Below are 24679 nucleotides of genomic sequence, written 5' to 3' on the forward strand. Positions count from 1 at the left end.
GAAAATATGCCATCTGCTGCTTTTATAGTGAATTTATTTTATTCCTGCGCATGTCATGTTATGATAAAAAGTAGAATTTCTACGCATTGTCAGGGGGGAACGCGGTGGAGCAGAAAGACGGAAGAATTCGTACAGTTGTCAAAATCGGCAATCAGACGTATACGGTGGTAGGAAAAGAACCATCTGATCACGTTCTTGAAGCGTCCGGGCTCGTTGATGATAAGATAAAAGAATTAAAAAATAAAAATCCGTATCTTACTACAACACAGCTTGCTGTTCTGGCTGCGTTAAATATTAGTAACGAATATGTTGCACTGATGCATCGTATCGAGGAAGAAAAGAAAGAAGAGGATTAACGACTATGTTGAGTTTATTTTTGCTTATTTGGCTTGTGATCAGTTTTTTCGTTGGATACCGCCGTGGTTTCGTGCTGCAGGCTGTACATATTGCCGGACTCGTATTGGCGTTTATAGCTGCCTGGCTTTATTATGAAGAATTAGCGAATATTATACAATTGTGGATTCCTTTTCCGCAGCTGCCGGATGAATCATCATGGTCTTTGCTAAATGAAGCGTTTGGCAGAGAAATGGTCTATTATAACGGCATTGCTTTCGTATTGATTTTTATCGTGGTAAAAATTATTGCACAGATTATAGGGTCAATGTTTGATTTTATCGCGAACCTTCCAATTCTGCACTTTTTTAATAATTGGCTCGGCGCAGTATTAGGTTTTATCGAAGGGCTGATTATTTTATCCATTCTGCTTCATCTTGCTGCTTTGATCCAGGTGGATCTTGTGCAGGAAATACTGCAGACTTCATCAATAGCACAGTGGATTTATTATTATACTCCGATCGTTTCCGAAGAAATCCGGGATCTTTGGATTGAAGGAACAAGGAATTAAAGCTAGTTAAAGCCTGTTTTACTGTCTGTGCCCAGTGCACGTAGGAAAACAGGACTTTTTTTCGTCTGTGGAAATCTTCGTTAGGAGAGTCTTGGTTTCTGCCTGGGAGACGCCGGCATTAAATAGATGAAGCTTTAAATTAGTGAAAAGCCTCTAAATCGAAAAAATAATTTTTGCTGGCGCAGCGGAAGGGAATAAGAATGAGAATGCATTTATATAAATCCAATTTATTTTTATTACAAGCTTTTCTATCAACAAAATGAAGACAAGGCGATTTGACAGCTGAAGAATTTCTCTGCGGCAAGCGCAGAAAAAGGAGCCGCAGTATTACTTCTTTTTAGCGGAACTTTTATTTTCAATGTAGCCTTATTAAAAAATGCAGGAAATGTGAAGGAGGAAGCTATGAATAAAAAACAGGTTTTACAAAAACTTGAACTGATTGCGGTGCACCTGGAAATACAGGGGGAGAATGCCTTTAGAGTTTCAGCTTACAGAAAAGCTGCGCAGGCATTGGAACGGGATGAAAGAAGTCTGGAAGAAATAGATGACTTAACGAAAATCAGCGGTATTGGAAAAGGTACTGCAGGTATTATTGAGGACCTGAAAGCAACGGGAACTACCGAACTGCTGGATGAGCTGCAGGAAGCAGTGCCGGAAGGGTTGATTCCGCTTCTGAAGCTTCCTGGACTCGGTGGAAAGAAAATTGGAAAGCTGTATCAGCAGTTAGGAATCACGAGTGCAGAGGAACTGAAAAAAGCCTGTGAAGCTCATGATGTGCAGGGGCTTGCAGGATTCGGCAAGAAAACGGAAGAAAAAATTCTTGCTGCAGTAAATGATATGGGAACGCGTCCAGAACGCCTGCCTATTTTTGACGTGATGCCTGCTGTGGAAGATATCAGTGCGCAGCTGAATAAAACAGAGAAGGTGCAACGGTGGGAGTTGGCAGGAAGCTTCCGCAGAGGAAGGGAAACTGTGAAGGATCTTGATTTTATTATCTCCACGAAAGATCCTGCCAAGGTGAAAGAAGCACTGCTGGCGTTTGAAAATATAGAAGAAATTATCGGCCAGGGAGATACAAAAATTTCTTTGGAGCTCCGATATGACGATATTATTGTACCTGTAGATTTCCGTTTAATAGAAGATGAATCATTTGCTACGACCCTTCACCATTTTACCGGTTCAAAAGATCATAACGTTATGCTCCGTCAGCTTGCAAAAGAACGCGGAGAAAAGATCAGTGAATATGGAGTGGAGAAGGAAGAAACCGGGGAAGTACTCCACTTTGAAACGGAAGAAGAATTTTTTGCCCACTTTAACCTTCCTTTTATTCCTCCGGAAGTACGGGAAGGAATGTACGAGCTGGAAGAAAATCACGATAACTTAGCGGTTCTGGAAGATATTCAGGGAGATCTGCATATGCATACGACCTGGAGTGACGGGGCGCAGTCACTGGAAGAAATGATCGATCAGTGTGCTTCCAAAGGTTATAATTTCATGGCAATTACGGACCACTCCCAGTATTTAAAAGTTGCCAATGGCCTTACAGTAGAACGCCTGGAGCGGCAGCATAAAGAAATTAAAGAACTTCAGAAGAAAAAAGAGATCCGGGTATTCACAGGAATTGAAATGGATATTCTGCCGGATGGGTCGCTCGATTATGAAGATGAGGTATTGGAAAAAGTGGATTTTGTTATTGCTTCGATCCATTCTTCCTTTCAGCAGAGCGAAGAAGAGATCATGGCAAGGCTGGAAAATGCCTGCAGAAATCCTAATGTAAATATGATTGCCCATCCTACCGGACGCCTGATTGGCAAAAGGGAAGGATATGCTGTAAATATAGAACGCCTGTTAAAAATAGCGGCAGAAACAAATACTGTCCTGGAGCTTAACGCGAACCCGCACCGGCTTGATTTATCTGCAGAAGTATTAAAGAAAACGATAGATGCAGGTGTAAAAGTCGCAATTAATACGGATGCGCACCATTACGATATGCTGGAAGATATGGCTGTAGGAGTAAAAACTGCACGCCGGGCAGGGCTGCCGAAAGAAAATATCATTAATACCTGGTCCGTGGAAAAGCTGGAAAAATTATTTAAGATATAAAATGCGAAACGGATCGTAACTATTTGAGAGAAGGGAAGATTTTCATGTTAGAAAGAGTCAGTCGTGTGCTAGAATACGACAAAATGAAGGAGCAGCTGCTTCCCTTCGCCAGTTCGTCGCTGGGAAAACAAAAAGTAAAGCAGTTACAGCCTTCTTTTGATTATGAAGAAGTAAAAGAAAATCATGCAAGAACCTGGGAAGCTGCAAAAGTGCTCCGTTTAAAGGGAAATATACCGTTAGGCGGACTTCGTGATATTAGAGCTTCCATCAAACGAGCAGAAATTGGCGGGCAGCTGAACGCCGGAGAACTGCTCGAAGTATCTTCCACAATTTACGCAAGCAGAAGGTTTAAATCTTTTATCGCTAATATGGTGGAGGATGGGGTGGAACTGAACATCTTTCCAGCACTTACAGAAGAGATTGCTGACCTTAAAGAACTGCAGCAGGAGATCAATGCGGCAATTGATGAAAACGGCGGAGTGCTCGACTCTGCGAGTACAGAGCTGAGGTCGATCAGGCAGCAGATCCGCTCGCATGAGTCTGCAGTACGCTCCCGCCTGGACAATATTACCCGTTCTTCTTCGGGAAGGAAAATGCTTTCTGACGCTATCGTGACCATCCGTAACGACCGGTATGTCATCCCGGTAAAAGCAGAATACCGCGGACATTTCGGCGGTATTGTTCATGACCAGTCTGCTTCCGGCGCTACGCTGTTTGTGGAACCGGAAAGTGTTGTACAGACAAATAACCAGCTGAGAGAAGCAAGAACGAAGGAAAAATATGAAATTGAACGGATTCTGCAGGTGCTTTCCGGCAGCGTAATGGAATATACAAGTGAACTGAATTTCATTGTACAGACGATGACCGAAGTAGATTTTATGTTTGCGAAAGCCTTGTATGCACATTCAATTAATGCGACAGCACCTAAATTAAACGAGACCGGATTTTTAGAAATGAAAGGGGCGCGGCACCCTCTTATTCCTGACGAAGAAATAGTGCCTATAGACATTGAGCTTGGCGGAGATTTTTCCTCTTTAGTCATTACCGGACCCAACACGGGTGGTAAGACAGTTACCTTAAAAACGGTGGGACTGCTGACGCTGATGGTGCAGTCAGGACTGCATATTCCTTGTAAGGAAGGTTCTACTGCAGCCGTTTTTCAGCAGATTTTTGCTGATATCGGAGATGAGCAGTCTATTGAGCAGAGTTTGAGTACGTTCTCCTCTCATATGACGAATATCGTTCAGATTATGGAGAAGGTCGATTTTCAGTCCCTGGTGCTGTTTGATGAACTCGGGGCCGGCACAGATCCTACAGAAGGGGCGGCCCTTGCAATTTCCATTCTGGACCACGTTTATAATGTAGGTGCAAAAGTAATTGCTACAACACACTATAGCGAATTAAAAGGGTATGCCTACAACCGGGAGGGCGTAGTCAATGCAAGTGTGGAATTTAACGTGGAAACTCTTCGTCCTACTTACCGCCTGCTTATTGGAGTACCCGGAAGAAGTAATGCATTTGCAATCAGCAGCCGGCTTGGACTGAGCGAAAAAATTATAGAAGCAGCAAAAGGACAGATTTCGACCGAAACAAATAAAGTGGAAAATATGATCTCTTCTTTGGAAGACAGCAGAAAAGAAGCAGAACAGGAACTGGAACATGCTGCAGAATTAAGAGAAGAAGCTGCCCGGCTGCATCGGGAACTGGAAAATAAACTGCTGCAGTGGGAAGAAGAAAAGGACCGGCTGCTGCAATCTGCAGAAGATCAGGCCGCCGGGTATGTGTCGAAAGCGAAAAAAGAGGCTGAAGAAATTATCAGTAATTTAAGAAATATGCAGAAGAATAATCCGGCAATAAAGGAGCATCAACTGATTGATGCAAAAAAACAGCTGGAAGAAGCGGAACCTGACTTTGCTTCCAAACGTAAAAAGCCTAAGCCGAAAAAAGAAAAGCCGACAGTGCACACATTAATTGCCGGAGATGAAGTAAAAGTCGAAAGCATTCAACAAAAAGGAACGATTGTAGAAAAGGTAAATGAAAAAGAATATACGGTGCAGCTTGGCATGATGAAAATGAAAGTAAATAAAAACGACCTTGTTTATCTCAGCAGGCCGAAACCTGTAGAGACGCGCCCGATGGCAATGGTACAGGGAAGAAACGCAGCAGTAAAAACGGAGCTCGATTTGCGTGGGGAGCGTTATGAAAGTGCAATGATGGACGTAGAAAAATATATTGATGAAGCGACACTTGCGGGTTATCATCAAGTTTCGATCATTCACGGGAAAGGTACAGGAGCGCTTCGTAAAGGAGTGGAAGAGCTGTTGAGAAGCCACCCGAACGTGGCAGAAATGAGAATGGGGTCACAGGGAGAAGGCGGCTCAGGAGTCACTATCGCTAAGTTGAAGTAAGGGGTTCTCAGAATGAAAACAATATTTGAACACGAGTATCTCTATACCGCAGGAATTTACAGCATTGTTGTTGTCTCAATAATATTGGCGCTTGCTGTGTTTGAATGGATTACTTCTTATAATACGTGGGAAGAATTTCAAAAAGGAAATGTTGCGGTCGCATTAGCTACTTCCGGAAAAGTATTTGGATTAGCCAACATTTTCCGATATTCTGTAGAAGCTAATGATGCAGTGCTTGAGATGCTCGGCTGGGGAGCATTTGGATTTTTACTGCTGCTTTTTGTATATTTTATTTTCGAGTTTATGACTCCCAGCTTTAAAGTGGATAAAGAATTATCTGCAGATAACAGAGCGGTAGGGCTCCTCTCTTTTATTCTGTCCGTGTCACTCTCCTATGTGATAGGAGCGAGTATTTAAGTTAATTGGGGGATTAGTATATGGAAAGGCTTGCTAAGATACTCATGGTTCTCTGCGCCGGATTCCTCATCGGTGGAATAATTTACTGGGTATGGTTTATTTAAATCGGAAGCATAAATACTGGTACAACGCAGAAAGGCATAAAGCTTCCGGCTTTATGCCTTTCTACGTGTTTGTAAAGCAAGAAATTTTTTATATTTATGATTTGCTGTGTATGGGTTCTCCTCCGCTTTCCGGCGGAAGCTTGCCGTGGGCTGGCCTTCAGCTATTTGCAATGCCTGCCGGATAGAACAAAATAAGAAGAGCATGGGTCCGCGCAGCCACATCCATCTCGGAAAAAGCATACGAGATGGATGCAAAACCCTGGCTGGCTTCCCTCATGCTTGGATCCCGCTGTCACCGCCGGGCGCTATGGAGAAAAGTTATTTCCGAAGAAGAGAGGAACGATAAATAGAAGAATCAGTTTCTAGCAAAGTTATTATCATTTCAGCAATACAATTTTAAAAATATAAGAATAATTCATATTAAAGAATGAACATTCATTCAGAAATTTCAAGAAAATGAAAGATTCCTATTTCTTTTTGAATGCGTTTTCATTACAATGACTATAAGAGGGAATGTTTGACTATTTTGTGACGAATAAGAAACTTTACTGCATTCTCAGAGAATAGTCTCGAGGCATCTAGAGCTGTCAGAGGGAGTGATAGGAAAAACAGGGAGGGTATTGTCATGACAACACTGATGCAAAAGCCGTGGCTGGAATCTTATCCACAAGAAATACCGGAAACGATTGATTACGATAAACAGACACTCCAAAGTTATCTTAAACGTGCCGCAGAACAGTTTCCTGATAAAGGTGCATTTCATTTCATGGGGAAAGAAATGACATACAGCGCTGTTTATGAGGAAGCTTTGAAGCTGGCGAATCAGCTGAGAAAATACGGTATCACACAGGGAGACAGGGTTGCTGTTATGCTTGCAAATACACCGCAGGCAGTAATCAGTTATTACGGAGCACTTCTCGCAGGAGCAGTGGTAGTGCAGACAAATCCTCTATATGTAGAGAGGGAAATTGAGCATCAAATGAATGATTCCGGTGCCAAGATCATGATTTGTCTGGATCTCGTGTATCCGCGTGTAGCGAAAGTAAGAGAGAAAACTTCACTGACGCATATTATTGTTACAGGAATTAAAGACTATCTGCCTTTTCCAAAAAATAAAATTTATCCATTCATTCAAAAGAAGAATACAGGGATTAAAGTAGACCTGACTTATTCAGATACTCTTTTATCTTTCAGCAAAGTGATCGAAAGCGGAGCAGCTAAAGAAATCGAGCTTGATATTGACCCGGTGAACGACCTTGCGCTCCTCCAGTACACAGGGGGGACCACAGGGCCGGCAAAAGGAGTAATGTTAACGCATTATAATCTTGTGGTCAACACGCAGCAGTGTGAAGAATGGATGTATAAACTGGAACCTGGAAAAGAAGTTGTAATGGCAGCACTTCCATTTTTCCATGTGTACGGCATGACCACGGTGATGAATCTCGCGGTCCGGATGGCGTTTAAAATGATTATTATGCCAAAATTCGATCCGAAGGGAATACTGAAGGCAATTGAAAAACATAAAGCGACTCTTTATCCTGGAGCGCCTACTATGTACATCGGGCTGCTGAATCATCCTGATATTAAAAAGCATGATCTATCTTCGATTAAAGCTTGTATCAGCGGTTCTGCACCGCTGCCTCTGGAAGTCCAGACGGGATTTGAGGATACTACACATGGGCGGCTGGTAGAAGGCTACGGTTTAACAGAAACTTCCCCAGTTGCTATTGCAAATCTGCTCTGGGGAAAACGAAAGCCGGGATCGGTTGGAATGCCCTGGCCGGATACAGATGTGAAAATACTTTCTGCTGAAACCGGGGAAGATGCAGCACCAAACGAAGTTGGAGAAATTATGATTAAGGGCCCTCAGGTAATGAAAGGCTACTGGAAGCAGCCCGAAGCAACACAGGCAAGCTTCCGCGGAGAGTGGTTTTTATCGGGGGACATGGGTTATATGGATGAAGAAGGTTTCTTTTATATCGTTGACAGAAAAAAAGACATGATAATTGCAGGCGGATTTAATATTTATCCGCGGGAAGTGGAAGAAGTATTATATGAGCATGAAGCTGTTCAGGAAGTCTGTGTAATCGGAGTGCCTGATCCTTACCGTGGGGAGACGGTAAAAGCATTTGTTGTGCTGAAAGAAGGAGCATCGGCAACTGAGGATCAGCTGGATGAGCACTGCAGGAATGAACTTGCTTCCTTCAAGGTGCCAAAATACTACGAATTCCGTGAGGAGCTGCCGAAAACAATGGTCGGTAAAATACTGCGGCGGGTTCTGGTAGAAGAAGAAAAAGAGAAAAGAAAATAAATTGCCGGAAGCACTGCCTGTTTACAGGGGAGGGCAGTGCTTCCTTTAGTAACAAAAGAGGCACTTCCATCACAATGTGCAGTTGACAGGTATAGAAAGAATAGTAACGAAGTAAAGGTCCAGTTAATTTAAAAAATACTTTTTCTGCAGCCGACGTGGAAATGGAGCGGCTCCAAGGCGGGTAAGGCCGAATCAAAGATTTGTTCCTCCCGACGAGCCGGGGGAGCGGAATGAGCAGAGATCGATCCGCCGGGAAAGCTTCCCCATGGATACAAAGGCTTTGTGAGAAAGGAAAGTTCTTCGTTGTATTTCAATTGCATATTATGGAGAAGACCATATAAAAAAGAGAGAGTTCTTTCAACTATTGGTAAGGAATTTCAGGAGGAATACACATGCCATCAATATCATCTGCAAGACCATGGTTAAAACAGTATCCGGAAGAAATTCCCGAATCAATACAATATGAAAAGAAAACACTGCCCGAATATTTGAAAGAAGGGGCGGAGGAAGAACCTAATAAAGAATTGCTTCATTTTATGGGGAAAACTATGACATTTGGGGAAGTTTATAAAGCTGCCTGCGCATTCGCTGCAGGTCTGCAGAAACTGGGAGTACATAAGGGTGACCGGGTTGCGATCATGCTTGCGAATACGCCGCAGTCAGTAATCAGCTATTATGGCACACTGCTTGCGGGAGGAGTGGTTGTACAGACGAATCCGCTGTATGTAGAGCGGGAGCTGGAGCACCAGCTGATAGATTCTGAAGCAAAAGTAATGATCTGCCTGGACCTTGTGTATCCAAAAGTACAGGCAGTGCAGAAAAAATCGAAGCTTGAACATGTAGTGGTGACAAAAATTAAAGACTATCTTCCTTTCGTAAAAGGACTTATTTATCCTTTTATCCAGAAGAAAAATACTGGCATCGATCCGGATATTTCTTATGGCAATACGACACATAATTTTCAGTCGTTTCTGCGTAATGCTCCCAAAATGCCAACCCCGGTGGAGGTAGCACCGGATAAAGATTTAGCATTGCTGCAATACACTGGCGGCACGACCGGGGCCGCAAAAGGCGTGATGCTGACGCATCTGAATCTGGTGGCCAATACCACCCAGTGCAGCCAATGGATGTATAACATGAAACAGGGAGAAGAAGTAATTCTCTGTGCACTGCCATTCTTTCACGTTTACGGCATGACAGTCGGTATGAATTATTCAGTAATGGAACGGTCGAAAATGGTTATTCTGCCGAAATTCGATACCACGCAGACTTTAAAAGCCATTCAATCTCAGAAGGTAACAATTTTTCCTGGTGCTCCAACGATGTATGTTGGCCTGATCCATGATGAGAATGTGAATAAATATGATCTGTCTTCCATTAAAGTATGTATCAGCGGTTCTGCGCCCCTGCCATTAGAAGTGCAGCAGCGATTTGAACAATTGACGGGTGGAAAGCTTTCTGAAGGCTTTGGGTTAACAGAAGCTTCACCGGTAACGCATTTTAATCTCATGTGGGGGAAAAGACCTCCGGGCAGTATCGGCCTGCCATGGCCCGATACAGATGTAGTCGTATGGAATGCAGAAGCGGAAGAAGAAGCTGATCCGGGAGAAGTGGGAGAGTTATTAATACGCGGCCCTCAGGTGATGCAGGGCTACTGGAAACGTCCGGAAGAAACTGCTTCTGCGCTTCAGAATGGCTGGCTGTACACAGGAGATATGGGCTATATGGACGAAGAAGGCTATTTTTACATTGTGGATCGAAAAAAGGATATGATTATTGCCGGAGGATTTAATATTTATCCACGGGAAATTGAAGAAGTTCTCTACGAGCATGAAGCTGTAAAAGAAGCAGTCGCAATGGGCATTCCCGACCCTTACCGGGGAGAAACCGTAAAAGCCTATATTGTCGTAAAAGAAGGGCAGAAAGTAACTGAGAAAGAATTAGATCAATACTGCCGTTCACAGCTGGCTTCCTACAAAATTCCGAGAAAGTATGAGTTCCGTGAAGAGCTGCCAAAAACAATGGTGGGGAAAGTTCTCAGACGGGCGCTCCAGGAAGAAGAAAAGGAAAAAGAAAAGGAACGCCAAAAATCTGGCTAAACTGCAGATAATAACGTATGATAAAAAAAGATGATTATTTTCCACTCCGGTAATTGACACACGGGGTGGAATTCGATATGATCATTATATGAATGAATGGTCATTCATTTTCAACTGAGGCTGAATGGGAGTCGGTAAAGATGGGGAAAAAAAGAGGACCTAAATACGATAAAATTATTGATGCCGCTGTAAAAGTAATTGCGGAAAACGGCTATCACCATTCGCAGGTATCAAAAATTGCAAAAGAGGCCGGTGTGGCTGATGGAACAATATATCTCTACTTTAAAAATAAAGAAGATATATTAATCTCGCTTTTTGAAGAAAAAATGGGAATATTTGTAGAGTTTATTGAAGAAGAAATAAAAAATGCGACTTCTCATGAAGAAAAGCTGTTCATATTAATCAATATGCATTTGGCACAGCTTGAAAAAGATCACGATCTTGCACTGGTAACCCAGTTGGAATTGAGACAGTCCAATATTTCCATCAGGATTAAAGTGAATGAAGTTTTAAAGAACTATCTTGGCTTGATCGATTCAATAATTGAGCAGGGAAAAGAAGAAGGAAAATTTGATACTGACATTGATACGAGAATGATGCGTCAGGTTATATTCGGAGCGATTGATGAAGTAGTAACGAACTGGGTAATGAAGGAACATCGGTATGATCTGACCCCATTAGCTGACTCTCTTCATAAATTTTTGCTTAAAGGTTTGCAATCTCCCCAGAGAATGGAGGAAACGACATGACCAGCTGGCAGCATATTTCTACAAAAGTCGAAGACAGAATCGCAGTAATTACATTGGATAAACCACCTGCAAATGCGTTATCCCGCAATATGATTGTGGAAATTGGAGAAGCAGTGGAAGGATTTATGGAAGATAATGAAGTAAAAGTAATTGTAATGCACGGAGAAGGCAGATTTTTTGCAGCCGGGGCTGATATTAAAGAATTTACTGATATTAAACACGGAAGCGAGTTCGCTGACTTAGCGAGAGACGGCCAGCGGATCTTCCGGCAGATTGAAACTGCGCCGAAACCAGTAATCGCCGCTTTACATGGAGCTGTACTAGGCGGAGGCCTGGAGCTTGCAATGTCCTGTCATATGAGAATTGCCTGCGAAAATACAAAGCTGGGTCTTCCGGAATTATCGCTGGGATTAATTCCGGGTTTTGCCGGAACCCAGCGGCTGCCTAAATTTGTCGGAAAAGCAGTAGCAATGGAAATGCTGCTATCTTCAGATCCTATCACTGCTGAAGAGGCCGCAAAGCATGGGCTGGTAAATCGTGCAGTAGCGGAAGGCACTCACTTAGAGGAAGCTATGAAGCTGGCGGGTATTATCCGCCGTAAAGGATCGAAAACGATTCAGGCAGTGGTGGAACTGCTCCAGCATGCAGAGACTGATCCGATAGAAAGAGGACAGGAGAAAGAAGCTGTAAGATTTGGAGATGTGTTTGAATCCAGCGATGCGAAAGAAGGAATAAATGCATTTTTGGAAAAGAGAAAACCACAGTTCAAAGATAATTAAGCTGTTCAGGCAGCTTTATTATAAACAAGTAAATAAACGTATTTACTTTTGGAAGCGTTATCTTAAAACATCAGCTCGATTTCAATATGAAACGAGTTTTTCCAGATGTTATTTGTAAACGCTTAAATAAAATGAATAACTATTAGGAGGGTAATATTATGAATATTTTTGTAATCATGAAAAGAACTTTTGATACAGAGGAGAAAATTCAAATTGAAAATGGAGAAGTTGTAGAAGATGGAGCGGAATTTATCATTAACCCATATGATGAATACGCTGTTGAAGAAGCCATCCAGCTGAAAGAGGAACACGGCGGAGAGGTAACTGTAGTATCTGTAGGTGATGAAGAAACTGAAAAGCAGATCAGAACTGCACTTGCGATGGGAGCGGACAAAGGCGTATTGATTGAAGATGAGGAAATTGACGGTGCAGATACATTCACGGTCCAGGAACTGCTGAAAGCTTACTTCAAGGAGCAGGAAGTAGATATCATTCTTGGAGGAAATATCGCAGTGGACGGTGGATCAGGACAAATTGGTCCACGGTTGGCTGATCAGCTTGGCATCAATTATGTAACTTCTGTAACAGACCTGAAAATCGAAGATGGAACTGCAAAAATTGAAAAAGATGCGGAAGGCGATCAAATCATGATTGAAGTACCGCTTCCAGTTCTAATAACTGCACAGCAGGGGTTAAATGAGCCGCGCTATCCTTCTTTACCAGGAATTATGAAGGCGAAGAAAAAGCCGCTGGAAACTTTGGACCTGGATGACCTTGATCTCGATGAGGAAGACGTGGAGCCAAAAACAAAAACAGTGGACCGCTATCTGCCGCCAGAGAAACAGGCAGGGAGAAAGCTGGAAGGCGAATTGGACGAGCAGGTTGCTGAACTCGTATCTCTTCTTAAAAACGAAGCAAAAGTAATTTAATCGCACATTACTAATAGATGAAAGGGTGACTTTATATGTCGAAGCAATTAGTTATCGGAGAAGTAAGTGATGGAGGATTTCGTAACGTTTCCTTTGAAGCAATTGCAGCAGCAAAGCAGCTGGATGAAAGTGCGGAGGTTGTAGGAGTAGTAATTGGAGAGTCTGTAGCTTCTATTGCTGAAGAAATGGTAAAGTACGGTGCAGACAGAGTTATTACTGTGGAGTCTGATAAATTAAAAGAATATACGCCGGAGGCCTATTCTCAAGTGTTAATGGAAGTTATTGAAAAAGAATCTCCGGAAGGCATCGTAATGGGCCACACCTATATTGGACGTGACATCGCGCCTAAGCTTGCAAGCAAACTCGGCTCCGGTCTTGTGTCTGATGTTACAGCGATTGAGGGAAGCTCACAGTTTATCCGTCCGATCTATTCTGGTAAGGCTTTCGAAAAAGTGGAAATTGAAGAAGGACTGCAGTTCATAACGATTCGTCCAAACAATATTCCTGCATTGGAAAAAGATGAGGGCAGAAATGGAAACGTCGAGGCGCTGGACGTAGAAGTAAAAGATCTGCAGATGATCATTAAGGATGTAGTAAAGAATACAACTTCGGGTGTTGATCTATCGGAAGCTTCCATTATTGTTTCCGGAGGAAGAGGTTTGAAGAGTATGGAGAATTTCAAGATTCTCGATGAGCTCGCTGAGGTACTGGGAGCTGCAGTAGGAGCATCCCGCGGCGCCTGTGACGCAGAATACTGTGACTACGCCCTTCAGATCGGACAGACGGGGAAAGTAGTAACACCGGACCTTTATATTGCAGTCGGACTCAGCGGAGCAATCCAGCACGTAGCAGGGATGTCTAATTCCAAAGTGATCGTGGCAATCAATAAAGATCCGGAAGCAGAAATCTTCCAGATTGCTGATTACGGAATTGTTGGCGACTTGTTTGATATCGTGCCGAAACTGACGGAAGAGTTTAGAAAAGCAGTTGTTTCATAACACAGGGGGTTCAATATAAACACGGCGGGCTTTCCCGCCGTGTTTTCAGGGTGTTTATAAAGTAAGAAATTTTGTATGTTTATTATTTGCTGTGTATAGGTTTTCCTCCGCTTTCCGGCGGAAGCTTGCCGTGGGGATAGTCTTCAGCTATTTGCAATGCCTGCCGGCATTACAAAGGATCTTCAGACTGCGCTTAAATCCCACAGGCGTCCCCACCGGGCGCTATGGAGAAAAGTTATTTCCGAAGAAAAAGTGTTCGTAGCTCTCCGGTTTCGTATAAAAGCGATTGCCTCCCTTAATTATGCTGCAGTCGCAGTAGAGTCGACTCCTGGAGGATGAAGAACGAATCTTATATCTTCCCAGGCGTTCTTACTCGGAAGATATAGTAAGCATGTGCGAAACCAGCCAGTGATTTGGCTGCGTGAAGCCATGCTCCTCTTTTAAGAAGGCAGGTTCGCTGAGAGAGTTCCCTCCGGAAAGCGACACTTCGGAGACAAAAGCATAAAATCGTATACTCATACAAAAAGTACTTTTTCTACAGCCTGTACACACGGCGGAAAATCCCGCCGTGTGTTTGTTATTTCTTTCTATGATTGTAATGTTTAAAAGTGTTCCTTAGTGAAAGAAGGCTGCTTTTAATAGATGAATTTACAGATAATAAGCGCAACATTAAAAAATCAGCCTTAGGTGAGGCTTTCCGGTTGGTTTATTCTCCTCGAATTAGAAAAAACGCAGGAAATTGATTATGTTTTGTTTTTAATATGACTGGGAAAATAAAATTGAAAGTTCATTTAAACAATATTTTTATTCGCAATCCCAAATACAGGCAGTTTTTTTGCAAGATCAATTCTGTTGCGATAAAATAAACTCAGCGCTGAAAAAAAGCTTTGAGCAGGGTGTTTTCAACACTGCGGCGTTCAAGTTATACTGTATTTAACAGCTGAGGCTGATATATGAAGGAGGAATTTTAAATGGCAATTACAAATGTAACTGATCAAAATTTTGGAACTGAGACAAGTGAAGGCGTAGTACTCGCAGACTTCTGGGCACCTTGGTGCGGACCTTGTAAAATGATTGCACCAGTTCTTGAAGAGCTGGATGGAGATATGGGTGACCAGGTGAAAATCGTAAAACTCGATGTTGATGAAAACCAGGAAACAGCGAGTAAATATGGTGTAATGAGCATTCCTACACTTCTTGTAATGAAAGATGGAGAAGTGGTTGACCAGGTAGTAGGATTTAAGCCGAAAGAAGAGCTTGCAAATACACTTAATAAGCACCTTTAATTTACTGAGGATCTGTATCTGTTTTTAGGGACTTTACAATTGTTTCGAAAAAGCAGTATTTATCCAAAGCCAATAAGAAAATACACCGGAACTCCGGTAATTGGAGAGGCTGTCCCCTGCTTTGACGGGCAGCCTCTTTCTGTACTTTCACGCAGGAGGAATTGTGATGGAATCATTGAAAGATAAACTGCAACTGCTGCCGGCACAGCCGGGATGCTACCTGATGAAAAATAAGCAGGGCATAATCATTTATATCGGAAAAGCAAAAGTACTGAGAAATCGTGTGCGCTCTTATTTTACCGGTTCTCATGACAGGAAGACCCAGCATCTTGTCAGCGAAATTCACGACTTTGAATATATCGTTACTTCGTCCGATCTGGAAGCACTGGTGCTGGAGCAGAATCTCATAAAAAAATATGAGCCGCGCTATAATATTTTATTAAAGGATGATAAATCCTATCCATTTATTAAAATAACGAAGGAGAAACATCCTAGGCTGATTACTACCCGCAAGGTGAAAAAAGACGGGGCGAAATACTTCGGGCCTTATCCGAATGCACAGGCAGCTAATGAGACGAAAAAGCTACTGGACAGGCTTTATCCGCTTCGAAAATGCAGAACGATGCCCGACCGGGTCTGTTTGTACTATCATATAGGCCAGTGTCTCGCGCCGTGTGAGTTCACCGTGACGCAGGACCAGAACCAGCAGATGATCAAAGAAATGGCGCAGTTTTTAAACGGCGGACACAAAGAAATCAAAAAGAATATTACACAAAAAATGTACGATGCATCTGAAGCGATGGATTTTGAAAGAGCGAAAGAATATCGTGACCAGGTGAAGCATATTGAATCAGTGATGGAAAAGCAGAAAATGACGATGACGGAGCAGACGGACAGAGACGTATTTGGGTACTATGTAGACCGTGGCTGGATGTGTATTCAAGTATTTTTTGTCCGGCAGGGAAAACTTATTGAGCGAGATGTTTCGATGTTTCCAACCTACCAGGATCCTGTCGATGATTTTTACACTTTTCTCGGTCAGTTTTACCTGGAAGAGCAGCACAAAAAGCCTTCTGAAATTTTTGTGCCGAACGAAGCGGATGCAGACATGATCAGTGAGTTTCTCCAGATAAAAACATTGCAGCCGAAGCGGGGACAGAAAAAAGAACTTGTTGAACTTGCAGTGAAAAACGCAAAAATGGCGCTTTCTGAGAAATTCCAGCTGATTGAACGAGATGAAAAGAAAACAATTCATGCAATAGATAAGTTAGGGAAAGCAATGCAAATTGATACACCTCATCGAATAGAAGCATTCGATAATTCTAATATTATGGGAGTGGATCCGGTCTCTGCGATGGTATCTTTTCTTGATGGAAAGCCGGATAAGAAAAATTATCGTAAATACAAAGTGAAAACAGTACAGGGGCCGGATGATTATGAATCGATGCGGGAAGTCGTCCGAAGAAGATATTCCCGGCTTTTGAAAGAGGAGCAGCCGCTGCCGGATTTAATTGTCATTGACGGCGGGAGCGGACAGATTTCTTCTGCACAGGAAGTATTGGAACATGAACTGGGATTGGATATACCTGTCTGCGGCCTGGCAAAGGATGACCGCCATAAAACATCGCAGCTTATGATGGGAGATCCGCCGACACCAGTGGAATTATCCAAGACAAGTGAAGAATTTTATCTGCTGCAGCGGATTCAGGATGAAGTGCACCGCTTTGCCATAAGTTTTCACAGAAATGTTCGAAAGCAGTCTATGTTTACCTCCGTCCTTGATAATATCGAAGGAATAGGAGAAAAAAGAAAGCGTATGCTTTTAAAAGAGTTCGGCTCACTGAAACGATTAAAAGAGGCGTCTGCGGAAGAAATCGAGAGAGTTGGAATCCCTAAGCAAGTTGCCCGGTCCTTAGCGAAGGCTATACAGGAAGAAACCGATAAATAGACGATTAAGCGATTTGTCAATAAACCTTCCCTTTGTTACGCTTTTATAGGTGTTGTTTTTACCAGAAAAAAAGAAATATTCAGGTTTTCTTTTGCGCGTAAGCAGGTAATTAATAATTGAAGCGCAGCTGTGTAAATATGTGAAGGAGGGCGTACAAATTGGCTACAATTGTTCAAAAATTCGGTGGTACTTCCGTCGGAGATACCGACAAGATCAAACGGGTTGCTCAAGGAATTAAGCAACGTATGGATGAGGGGCACAAAGTTGTCACCGTCGTATCTGCGATGGGAAAATCAACGGACAAGCTAGTTGAATTAGCAGATGAAATTACGGAAGATCCAGATCCTCGTGAAATGGATATGCTGCTGACAACAGGGGAACAAGTAACAATTTCACTTGTCGTAATGGCGTTAAAAGAAATTGGCGTTGATGCAGTTTCTCTGACAGGCTGGCAGGCTGGAATTGTCACGGAAGAAGTTTATCAGGACGCACGTATCACAGATATTCAGACAGAAACTCTGGATCAACATTTGAATGAGGGAAAAGCGGTGCTAGTAGCTGGATTCCAGGGGGTAAGTGAAGAAGGCAATATTACCACCCTTGGGCGTGGAGGCTCTGACACGACAGCGGTAGCACTTGCTGCTGCACTGGATGCAGAATCTTGCTCTATCTATACTGACGTAACAGGAGTTTATACTTCTGATCCAAGGTATGTAAAAAATGCGCGGCAGCTCAGCAGTATTTCTTATGATGAGATGCTGGAACTCGCTTATCTTGGAGCAGGTGTCCTTCATCCGCGTGCAGTGGAATTTGCGAAGAATTACAATGTGAAGTTAGTGGTGCGTTCCAGTATGGAAAATGTGGAAGGCACAATTGTTGAGGAGGAAGCTTCAATGGAACAAAATCTTACGGTGCGGGGACTTGCTTTTGATGATAACATTACAAAGGTTACAGTAGAGCGTCTTCCAAACCATTATGATACGATGTCAAATCTGTTTAAACTTTTGTCTGAAGAAGGTATCAATATAGACATTATCATTCAGCAGATGACTTCTGACCATGGAATTAATGTGTCATTTACCATTGATTCCTCTAAACTGGGGAAAACAATGGACTTAATTCATGCAAACAGAGAGACACTCTGTTACAGTGAAGTGCATCACGAGAGTTCTTTATCGAAAGTTTCTATCGTTGGCTCCGGGATGATTTCCAACCCGGGCGTAGCTGCAGATATGTTTAAAGTACTTGCAGAAGAAGAAGTAGCTATTAAAATGGTAAGTACTTCAGAAATTGCAGTATCTTCTGTAGTACCTGAAAAGGATATGATACGTGCTTCGGAAGCACTGCATTCCTTCTTCGGACTGGATGCACAGGAACAAGAAAAAATTGAGCTTGCAAAACAAGCATAATAAAACGCCCGTCTTCTGCTGTAAAAGCAGGAAACGGGCTTTTTTTTGCTATGTTGAGGATTGGTCTGGGGAGGCAGTATAAGTCGCTGATGAAAGGAAATATTCCTCCTCTGAGGCACGTGCTTAAGATTCTTTCCAAGGACTTAAACTGCTGAAAACAAGAGATATAGGAGCTGGCAGTCTGCCGAAGGAAAACAGAGGCGGCCCCATACATAAATATACAAACTTCCATACTTCATAAATAATTTGAAAAGCACTGCTTCAGGAATGAGAAGCAGTGCTTGTTATTACTGAGTTTCTTTATTTTCTTCCAGGCGCTTTGAATGGCAGCCAGTTATTTTCCCCAAACAGGCGAACCATTAGAGGGATGAATAATGGCAGCATTACAAACGCATAGAGCAGCAGTCCAGTAAGCACCAGCGTACCTATTTGCACGAGTGAAAGTACGCCGGATGGCATCATTGCACCGAACGTTCCCGCTAGTATAATCGCTGCGGAAAGAATGACTGTCCCTATTTTCGTCATGGCACCGAGCAAGGCATCATGCACAGAGTGGTCTTTCATATTTTCTGCAAAACGGCCCATTAAGAAGATAGAGTAATCGACCCCGAGAGCCATCAGCATGACAAATCCAAAGAATGGTACGGCCCAGCTGATGCCGGGATATCCCAGGATTGTCACAAAGATAAGTTCAGTGACAGCCATTGAAATTATATATGTTCCGATAAGAGAAGCTAATATATAAACGGGCATAATCAATGAACGGAGCATAACAACAAGTACGAGAAAAATACCACTCAGCATTATTGCCGCTGTACGATAAAAATCCTGATCAGATATTTCTGCAAGGTCTGCATTTGTGGCAGGAAGACCTCCCAGGGAATATCTAAACTCATCCGGCCATTCAGACAATGCACGAGCAATTTGTTCATCTATTTCGTTTACCGTATCCATCGCAGCATTGCTGTAGGGATCAATTGCCAGTACTACGTCAAGCGTCGTGACAAGTTCATTTGGTGTAGTGAATGCAGAAGTAAGCTCATCCATCTCATCATCCTCGAATGCTTCCGCAGGTACATAGAAGCCTTCGAGCGGATGCGCAGGCTGGGAGGCAATTTCATCTAGCAGTTCATTAACCTCTTCCATTCCTTCAAGAATTTCTTCTGTTCCTTCAGCGATTTCATCTACTGCATCAGCAATTTCAACAAATGCTTCGCCAATATCAGAGAAACCTTCAGCGAGATCTGTCTGGCCATCGCTGATTTCTGTCTGTCCTGCAGCGGCTTCAGAAATGCCGTTTTGAATTTCTTCCTGCCCCTCTGCAAGTTCATTAGTACCGCCGGCCGTTTCCTGGAGTCCTGTTTCCAGTTCATTTAAGCCGCCGCTTAATTCTTCCAATGTTCCGGCAGTCTGGGGATCAAGTGCTGGATTTTGAGCAATTTCAGCAATAGCACCCTGAATACCTGCCATTTCCTCTGCGATATTTCCCTGCGCAGCAGCAAGTTCCCTTGCCCCCGCTGCTGATTCTTCCAACCCATCGGCAGACTCGTTCAGACCTTCCTGGAGTTCTGCAGAGCCTTCCGCAAGATCTGCGGCACCATCTGCGGCTTCATCTGTCGCGTCCTGTTCTTCCCGCAGATTTTCACTGAGTTCATTTAAGCCGTCTATAATTTCTTCCAGGCCTTCTTCCATCTCTTCCGTGCCATCCGCAGCTTCTCCCATTAAATAAGGGATGCTGAACTCTTCAACCGTTTCTCCATCCGGGCGGGAAAAACTTCTCACTTCTTCAACTTCTTCAATCATCGATACCTGTTGAGAAACTTGTTCGATGACCGGCAGCATTTCAGATTGATTCCACGGTTCTTCCGACTCCATGACTACCTTGACCGGGAAAGAGTGCCCGACACCAAAACGGTCGGAAACAATTTCTATCGCTTCCACAGATTCAAAATCGCTTCCTATTTCATCAAGTGAGTGGAAAGAAAGCCGCTGTTCATAAAATAAAAATGAAGGGACCAGGAGGGCAATCAGGATCAGAGAGGTCCATCCTGGACGGACGAAAGAAAATTTTCCTAACCCTTTCCAGATTCTGCTGTCCGTATCTTCCAGCGCACGTTTCGAAGGCCAGAAAATTTTCTCTCCAAGAAGCAGCATTGCTACAGGGACCCAGACGACTAAAGCTAAAACGAGCAGTACAATTCCCACTGCCACACCTGCGGCAGACTGGTACAGATCAAAATCTGCCAGGCCAATTGCAGCAAAGCCGATAAATCCTGTTAATGCACTTGAAAATACAGTAGGTCCCACAGCGCGATAGGTTTCTTTTACAGCCGTGACACGATTATCCTGTTTCGCAAGCTCTTCTTTAAATCGATTTAAAAGAAGAATACAGTAATCAGTCCCTATACCGAATAAAATTGCTACGATAAAAATCTGCGTAAAGTTGGATACAGGGAAGTCCCAGCCGTCTATCATAAAAGAAACGACCGGAATGGTAATAAAATAAGCAGCTCCCACAGTAACTAATGGTACTAATGGAGCTACCACAGAACGGAATACAAACAACAGGATAGTGATTACAAATACAACTGTAATAATTTCCGTGGTTGCAAGGCCTTCTTCCGAACTGATAATTACGTCATCTTCTATAATTGCTTCCCCGCTGACGAAGGTTTCCACCTCTTCGTTTAATGCAGCAGCTTCTACATCAGGCCGGACAGTCGGGACATCGTTCAGTGTCATATCAAGTGTAATGACTGCCATCAAGGTAGTTTCATCATCACTGATCAGCGCACTGCTTTCTTCGTTTTCAAAGGGGGAGGTAATATCCACTACCGGGAATCCCTGAATTTCTTCCGGGAAATCATTCAGCGTATCTTCTACGGAGTTAAGCTGATCCTCGGTAAAGCCGTCATCTTCCACATAAACCAGCAGGATTTCTTCTCCGGAAGCTCCTTCATTCTCGGCAAGAATATCTGCTGTGACAGCAGTCTGGTAATTATCAGGTATATCAAATTGTCCTCTTTCCCTGACTAGCTGATCGAGATCCGGGCTCGCGAGAAACAGCCAGATTCCAAGGCCGATCCAGAGAAAAGGAAATATATAAATCAGGCGGCGCATTAAAATTCCTCCTCGTGCAGCATTTGATTCAGTTTATGATAAACACTTAAAAAAACTTCCAGTTCTTCTTCATCCAGTCTGGAAAAGTAGGGTTCAATAAAATCAGTCATTGCTTTTTTTCCTTCTTCCAGAGCAGCTTCTCCAGCAGCAGTAAGTTCGATTAAAATACTTCGTCTGTCTGCATGGCCGGAAGTGCGCTGCACAAATCCTCTTTCTTCCAAACGCGCCACTTTACTTGTCACGGCACTTTTATGTACATCCGTTTCCTGCGCTACTCTCTTCGCAGAAATGGCACCTTCTTTTTTCAGCACTCTTAATATTCCGAACTGTTCCAGTGAAATAGGCATTGCCTGATCTACGAGCACCCGGTCTATTTTTTTGGTGGCAAACAAGTATACATTTGCATACTGATCGATCAGTTCCTGTAATCTTTCTTTATCCATTCTAATCACTCCTGAAAAATATCAACTGCAAATTAGTTTACCCCATAAACTAAAAATGTTCAAAATAAACACCTGAAAAATAAATTTTCAGGTGTCAAGTCTGTTAAAAAATTTTTCTATATTAAGTATGCGCTTTTATGCTTTGCCTTCGAAGGTACGCTTTCCGGAGGGAACTCTCTCAGCTAACCTGCCTCTGGCAGGTGGATCTTCGAATCGTTCTAAATCCTCCCGGAGTCGACCTTCTGCGACTGCAGCTGAGAAAAAAGAGGACTAGATTTTATATAGTGTCTCCAGTACAAGCGCAGTCTTCAGCTATTTCTTCTGCCCCAGGGGACAGTAGAAATAGCTGAAGACGAGCAGGCAAGGTTCCGCAAGAGAGCGGAGGAAAACCCATACATAGCAAATCATAAATATACAAAATTCCTAACTTTATAAACACTCTGAACACCTGAAAAAATAAAATTTTCAGGACTCAGGTTTTATTAAGTTTCAATTCAAGGGCTCATATTGGATACTTTGCGCTGCAACCCTTAATTAATTTAGTTAGCCTCAAAAAATTCACCGCAGTTCATATGTCTCCGGGCTTAGGTAAGGGGAGCATTCGGTGCTGTCGGGTCTTTCTTATCCCAGCGGACAGTGATTTGAAAAACTACTGGCTTTTTCTTTTTGACTTCGTAGGAAGCTTCAGCGAGCAGCTCTTTTTCCAGCTCCACCATCTGGGCGATAAAGCCTGTTTCCAATGAATATGGACGGTCCGCCTCATAGCTTGAGGTCGTCACTTCATATGTTCGTTCATTCTTTTTATCTTTAATAAGCTCCAGCCGCCCCCAGTTTGCTTCCTGAAACCAGTTTTGCAGGGCTTCTGTTTCCATCAGCTTATGCTTTCTTGCGAGAGATTTCCCTCCCCAGTATAAAATGATATTTTCTTCTTCTCCGAGCAGAATTGGAAGCAGCTCATGTCTCAGTACATCATAACTGTAAGGGGAAATTAGATTTTGCGTTTCGTCTGGCATGCATCTCATCCTTCACTGATTAATTATCTTCATATTTTAACATACTATTGGATTTTACAAAGTCCTCAGAAAAGAAACTGAGAAATAACGTGGAAGAAGCAGGAAGAACATGATATACTAAAGCGCGAATTCACTGGAAAGATAGGTGTTACATATGCGCCTTGGGCTCAATAAATTTTTAACGCCGTTTCGTATTATTGTAATTTCCTACGTAGTGGCGATGTTTTTTTTCAGTCTGTTATTATATTTACCTTTTGCCTCTCAAGCTGGCGTAACTGTGTCATATTGGGATGCACTTTTTACCTCAGTCAGTGCAGTGAGTGTCACAGGGCTTAGTGTAGTAAACGTATCAGAAACTTATAATTGGCTCGGAGTAATTTTTCTTGCACTGGGAATTCAATTGGGTGGAATTGGAGTTATGACGCTCGGTACATTTGTGTGGATGGTACTGGGGCGGAAAATTGCCCTCTCCCAGCGAATGCTTATCATGGTGGACCAGAACCAGATTTCTTTTTCCGGCCTGGTAAGGCTCATGCGGGGGATTCTCGGGGTTGCAATAGGAATTGAACTTATTGGCGCAATGATTCTCGGTACTTATTACCTCAACTATTTTGATACTGCTTTTGAAGCTTATTATCAGGGGGCGTTCAGCGCACTAAGTGCTTTTACGAATGCAGGATTTGATATTACCGGTCAGTCTCTCATTCCTTTTGCGGATGACTATTTCGTGCAGCTTGTTCATATTCTGCTTATTTTTTCGGGAGCTATCGGATTTCCTGTACTGATGGAGCTGAGGGAATATTTTTCACCGAAAAATCCAAATTTCCGCTTCAGCTTATTTACCAAAATTGCTACTTCCACTTATTTTATCGTTTTCTTTTTTGGAGTAATTATTTTATGGCTGATTGAAAGAACAGAATTTTATGACGGCATGCCTTGGCATCAGCAGCTGTTTTTTTCGATGTTTAACTCAGCAACAGCACGCAGCGGCGGGCTGGCAACCATGGATATGAATGAACTTACCCTTGCAAGTCTTCTGCTGCTTTCAGCATTGATGATCATCGGTGCAAGTCCCTCCAGTGTGGGCGGGGGGATTCGTACGACGACGCTCGCAGTCATGTTTCTGACAATCCGAAGCTTTGCTATGGGACGCGGCGATGTAAAAGTATTCGGAAGGGAAATTCATCCGGAAGATCAGCAGAAAGCCTTTATTGTCCTATCGGTTTTTGCGGTGGGATTGGTTGGAGCGATCATATTGATTGCAGGCTTTGAGGGCACCGGGCAGTTTCAGCTGATGGCAATCATCTTTGAAGCAAGCTCTGCTTTTGGAACATGCGGACTGTCGATGGGGATCACCCCGGACTTGTCCAAACCGAGCCAGGTAGTTCTCATGATTCTGATGCTTATCGGCCGGGTGGGTCTGGTGGCATTTATGTTCTCGATCCGGGCAGAAGAAAAGAAAACTCATTACAAATATCCAACAGAAAGAATCATTATCGGTTAATGCAGAGACGGGGACTTCTCCTCGTCTTTTATTTTTGTAAAAATTTAGATCTAAAAAGAATGGGTTTTCAGGAAATTCATAGGACCATAATAAAACGAAAGTAAAAAACTCATATTTGTGAGGATAAAAGCACTTTATATAGAATCTTTTAATTA

Annotated in this window: 18 protein-coding genes; 15 read left to right on the forward strand and 3 right to left on the reverse strand. The window is 43.0% G+C overall.

The annotated features are described in order from the left end of the window. Positions 1–104 precede the first annotated feature (104 nt). The 14 genes from zapA to BLP92_RS05135 all read left to right on the forward strand — a co-directional run bounded on the left by zapA (position 105) and on the right by BLP92_RS05135 (position 18444). Positions 105–356 carry a cell division protein ZapA gene (gene zapA, locus BLP92_RS05060; RefSeq protein WP_090841252.1) on the forward strand — a complete coding sequence of 84 codons (252 nt, stop codon included), beginning with the start codon at positions 105–107 and terminating at the stop codon, positions 354–356. Positions 357–361: 5 nt separating this feature from the next. Continuing rightward, positions 362–904 carry a CvpA family protein gene (locus tag BLP92_RS05065; RefSeq protein WP_090841254.1) on the forward strand — a complete coding sequence of 181 codons (543 nt, stop codon included), beginning with the start codon at positions 362–364 and terminating at the stop codon, positions 902–904. Between the two features lie 402 nt (positions 905–1306). Beyond that, complete coding sequence (polX, locus tag BLP92_RS05070; RefSeq protein WP_090841256.1) at positions 1307–3007, forward strand: DNA polymerase/3'-5' exonuclease PolX; 1701 nt, start codon at positions 1307–1309, stop codon at positions 3005–3007. Positions 3008–3051: 44 nt separating this feature from the next. Beyond that, a complete protein-coding gene (locus tag BLP92_RS05075; RefSeq protein WP_090841257.1) occupies positions 3052–5415 on the forward strand; it encodes an endonuclease MutS2 in 2364 nt (787 codons plus the stop codon). Between the two features lie 12 nt (positions 5416–5427). Continuing rightward, positions 5428–5832 (forward strand): DUF350 domain-containing protein, encoded by a 405-nt coding sequence (locus BLP92_RS05080; RefSeq protein WP_090841259.1) that lies wholly within the window; start codon positions 5428–5430, stop codon positions 5830–5832. Between the two features lie 729 nt (positions 5833–6561). Continuing rightward, positions 6562–8247 carry a long-chain-fatty-acid--CoA ligase gene (locus BLP92_RS05090; protein WP_244516656.1) on the forward strand — a complete coding sequence of 562 codons (1686 nt, stop codon included), beginning with the start codon at positions 6562–6564 and terminating at the stop codon, positions 8245–8247. Between the two features lie 392 nt (positions 8248–8639). Next, on the forward strand, positions 8640–10346 hold the full coding sequence (locus tag BLP92_RS05095) for an AMP-binding protein (RefSeq protein ID WP_090841263.1): 1707 nt from the start codon (positions 8640–8642) through the stop codon (positions 10344–10346). Positions 10347–10486: 140 nt separating this feature from the next. Then, a complete protein-coding gene (locus BLP92_RS05100; RefSeq protein ID WP_090841265.1) occupies positions 10487–11095 on the forward strand; it encodes a TetR/AcrR family transcriptional regulator in 609 nt (202 codons plus the stop codon). Continuing rightward, positions 11092–11874 carry an enoyl-CoA hydratase gene (locus BLP92_RS05105; RefSeq protein ID WP_090841267.1) on the forward strand — a complete coding sequence of 261 codons (783 nt, stop codon included), beginning with the start codon at positions 11092–11094 and terminating at the stop codon, positions 11872–11874. Before BLP92_RS05100 ends, BLP92_RS05105 begins: the two co-directional genes overlap by 4 nt. A gap of 158 nt (positions 11875–12032) precedes the next feature. Beyond that, positions 12033–12803: an electron transfer flavoprotein subunit beta/FixA family protein gene (locus tag BLP92_RS05110; protein WP_090841269.1), complete on the forward strand. Its 771-nt coding sequence runs from the start codon at positions 12033–12035 to the stop codon at positions 12801–12803. A gap of 35 nt (positions 12804–12838) precedes the next feature. After that, complete coding sequence (locus BLP92_RS05115) at positions 12839–13801, forward strand: electron transfer flavoprotein subunit alpha/FixB family protein (protein ID WP_090841270.1); 963 nt, start codon at positions 12839–12841, stop codon at positions 13799–13801. A 971-nt stretch (positions 13802–14772) separates the two neighbouring features. After that, positions 14773–15087, forward strand: coding sequence for a thioredoxin (gene trxA, locus BLP92_RS05125; protein WP_090841274.1), 315 nt, complete (start codon positions 14773–14775; stop codon positions 15085–15087). A gap of 163 nt (positions 15088–15250) precedes the next feature. Beyond that, positions 15251–17035: an excinuclease ABC subunit UvrC gene (gene uvrC / locus BLP92_RS05130; RefSeq protein WP_090841276.1), complete on the forward strand. Its 1785-nt coding sequence runs from the start codon at positions 15251–15253 to the stop codon at positions 17033–17035. Positions 17036–17193: 158 nt separating this feature from the next. Continuing rightward, positions 17194–18444, forward strand: a complete 1251-nt coding sequence (locus BLP92_RS05135; RefSeq protein WP_090841278.1) for an aspartate kinase — start codon at positions 17194–17196, stop codon at positions 18442–18444. Positions 18445–18744: 300 nt separating this feature from the next. Here the strand turns inward: BLP92_RS05135 and BLP92_RS05140 are convergent, their stop codons facing one another. The 3 genes from BLP92_RS05140 to BLP92_RS05150 all read right to left on the reverse strand — a co-directional run bounded on the left by BLP92_RS05140 (position 18745) and on the right by BLP92_RS05150 (position 23020). Then, entirely contained in the window at positions 18745–21564 is a 2820-nt protein-coding gene (locus BLP92_RS05140; protein ID WP_090841280.1) for an MMPL family transporter, read from the reverse strand. Next, positions 21564–22007, reverse strand: coding sequence for a MarR family winged helix-turn-helix transcriptional regulator (locus BLP92_RS05145; protein WP_090841282.1), 444 nt, complete (start codon positions 22005–22007; stop codon positions 21564–21566). The genes BLP92_RS05140 and BLP92_RS05145 overlap by 1 nt, the downstream gene beginning before the upstream one ends. 584 nt (positions 22008–22591) lie before the next feature. Beyond that, positions 22592–23020 carry a DUF2507 domain-containing protein gene (locus tag BLP92_RS05150; RefSeq protein WP_175444181.1) on the reverse strand — a complete coding sequence of 143 codons (429 nt, stop codon included), beginning with the start codon at positions 23018–23020 and terminating at the stop codon, positions 22592–22594. A 154-nt stretch (positions 23021–23174) separates the two neighbouring features. Here BLP92_RS05150 and BLP92_RS05155 point away from each other — a divergent pair, with 154 nt between their 5' ends. Beyond that, complete coding sequence (locus BLP92_RS05155; RefSeq protein ID WP_090841285.1) at positions 23175–24524, forward strand: TrkH family potassium uptake protein; 1350 nt, start codon at positions 23175–23177, stop codon at positions 24522–24524. Positions 24525–24679: the final 155 nt, after the last annotated feature.

This window comes from Alkalicoccus daliensis (genome assembly GCF_900103955.1).
Lineage (GTDB): Bacteria > Bacillota > Bacilli > Bacillales > Salisediminibacteriaceae > Alkalicoccus > Alkalicoccus daliensis.

Bases quoted from the DNA above. Each gene is read 5' to 3' on its own strand.
- BLP92_RS05110 (WP_090841269.1), top strand. From the start codon at position 12,033: ATGAATATTTTTGTAATCATGAAAAGAACTTTTGATACAGAGGAGAAA.
- BLP92_RS05100 (WP_090841265.1), top strand. From the start codon at position 10,487: ATGGGGAAAAAAAGAGGACCTAAATACGATAAAATTATTGATGCCGCT.
- BLP92_RS05080 (WP_090841259.1), top strand. From the start codon at position 5,428: ATGAAAACAATATTTGAACACGAGTATCTCTATACCGCAGGAATTTAC.
- BLP92_RS05090 (WP_244516656.1), top strand. From the start codon at position 6,562: ATGACAACACTGATGCAAAAGCCGTGGCTGGAATCTTATCCACAAGAA.
- BLP92_RS05075 (WP_090841257.1), top strand. From the start codon at position 3,052: ATGTTAGAAAGAGTCAGTCGTGTGCTAGAATACGACAAAATGAAGGAG.
- BLP92_RS05065 (WP_090841254.1), top strand. From the start codon at position 362: ATGTTGAGTTTATTTTTGCTTATTTGGCTTGTGATCAGTTTTTTCGTT.
- polX (WP_090841256.1), top strand. From the start codon at position 1,307: ATGAATAAAAAACAGGTTTTACAAAAACTTGAACTGATTGCGGTGCAC.
- trxA (WP_090841274.1), top strand. From the start codon at position 14,773: ATGGCAATTACAAATGTAACTGATCAAAATTTTGGAACTGAGACAAGT.
- BLP92_RS05155 (WP_090841285.1), top strand. From the start codon at position 23,175: ATGCGCCTTGGGCTCAATAAATTTTTAACGCCGTTTCGTATTATTGTA.
- BLP92_RS05140 (WP_090841280.1), bottom strand. From the start codon at position 21,564: ATGCGCCGCCTGATTTATATATTTCCTTTTCTCTGGATCGGCCTTGGA.
- BLP92_RS05150 (WP_175444181.1), bottom strand. From the start codon at position 23,020: ATGCCAGACGAAACGCAAAATCTAATTTCCCCTTACAGTTATGATGTA.
- BLP92_RS05115 (WP_090841270.1), top strand. From the start codon at position 12,839: ATGTCGAAGCAATTAGTTATCGGAGAAGTAAGTGATGGAGGATTTCGT.
- BLP92_RS05095 (WP_090841263.1), top strand. From the start codon at position 8,640: ATGCCATCAATATCATCTGCAAGACCATGGTTAAAACAGTATCCGGAA.
- BLP92_RS05105 (WP_090841267.1), top strand. From the start codon at position 11,092: ATGACCAGCTGGCAGCATATTTCTACAAAAGTCGAAGACAGAATCGCA.
- BLP92_RS05145 (WP_090841282.1), bottom strand. From the start codon at position 22,007: ATGGATAAAGAAAGATTACAGGAACTGATCGATCAGTATGCAAATGTA.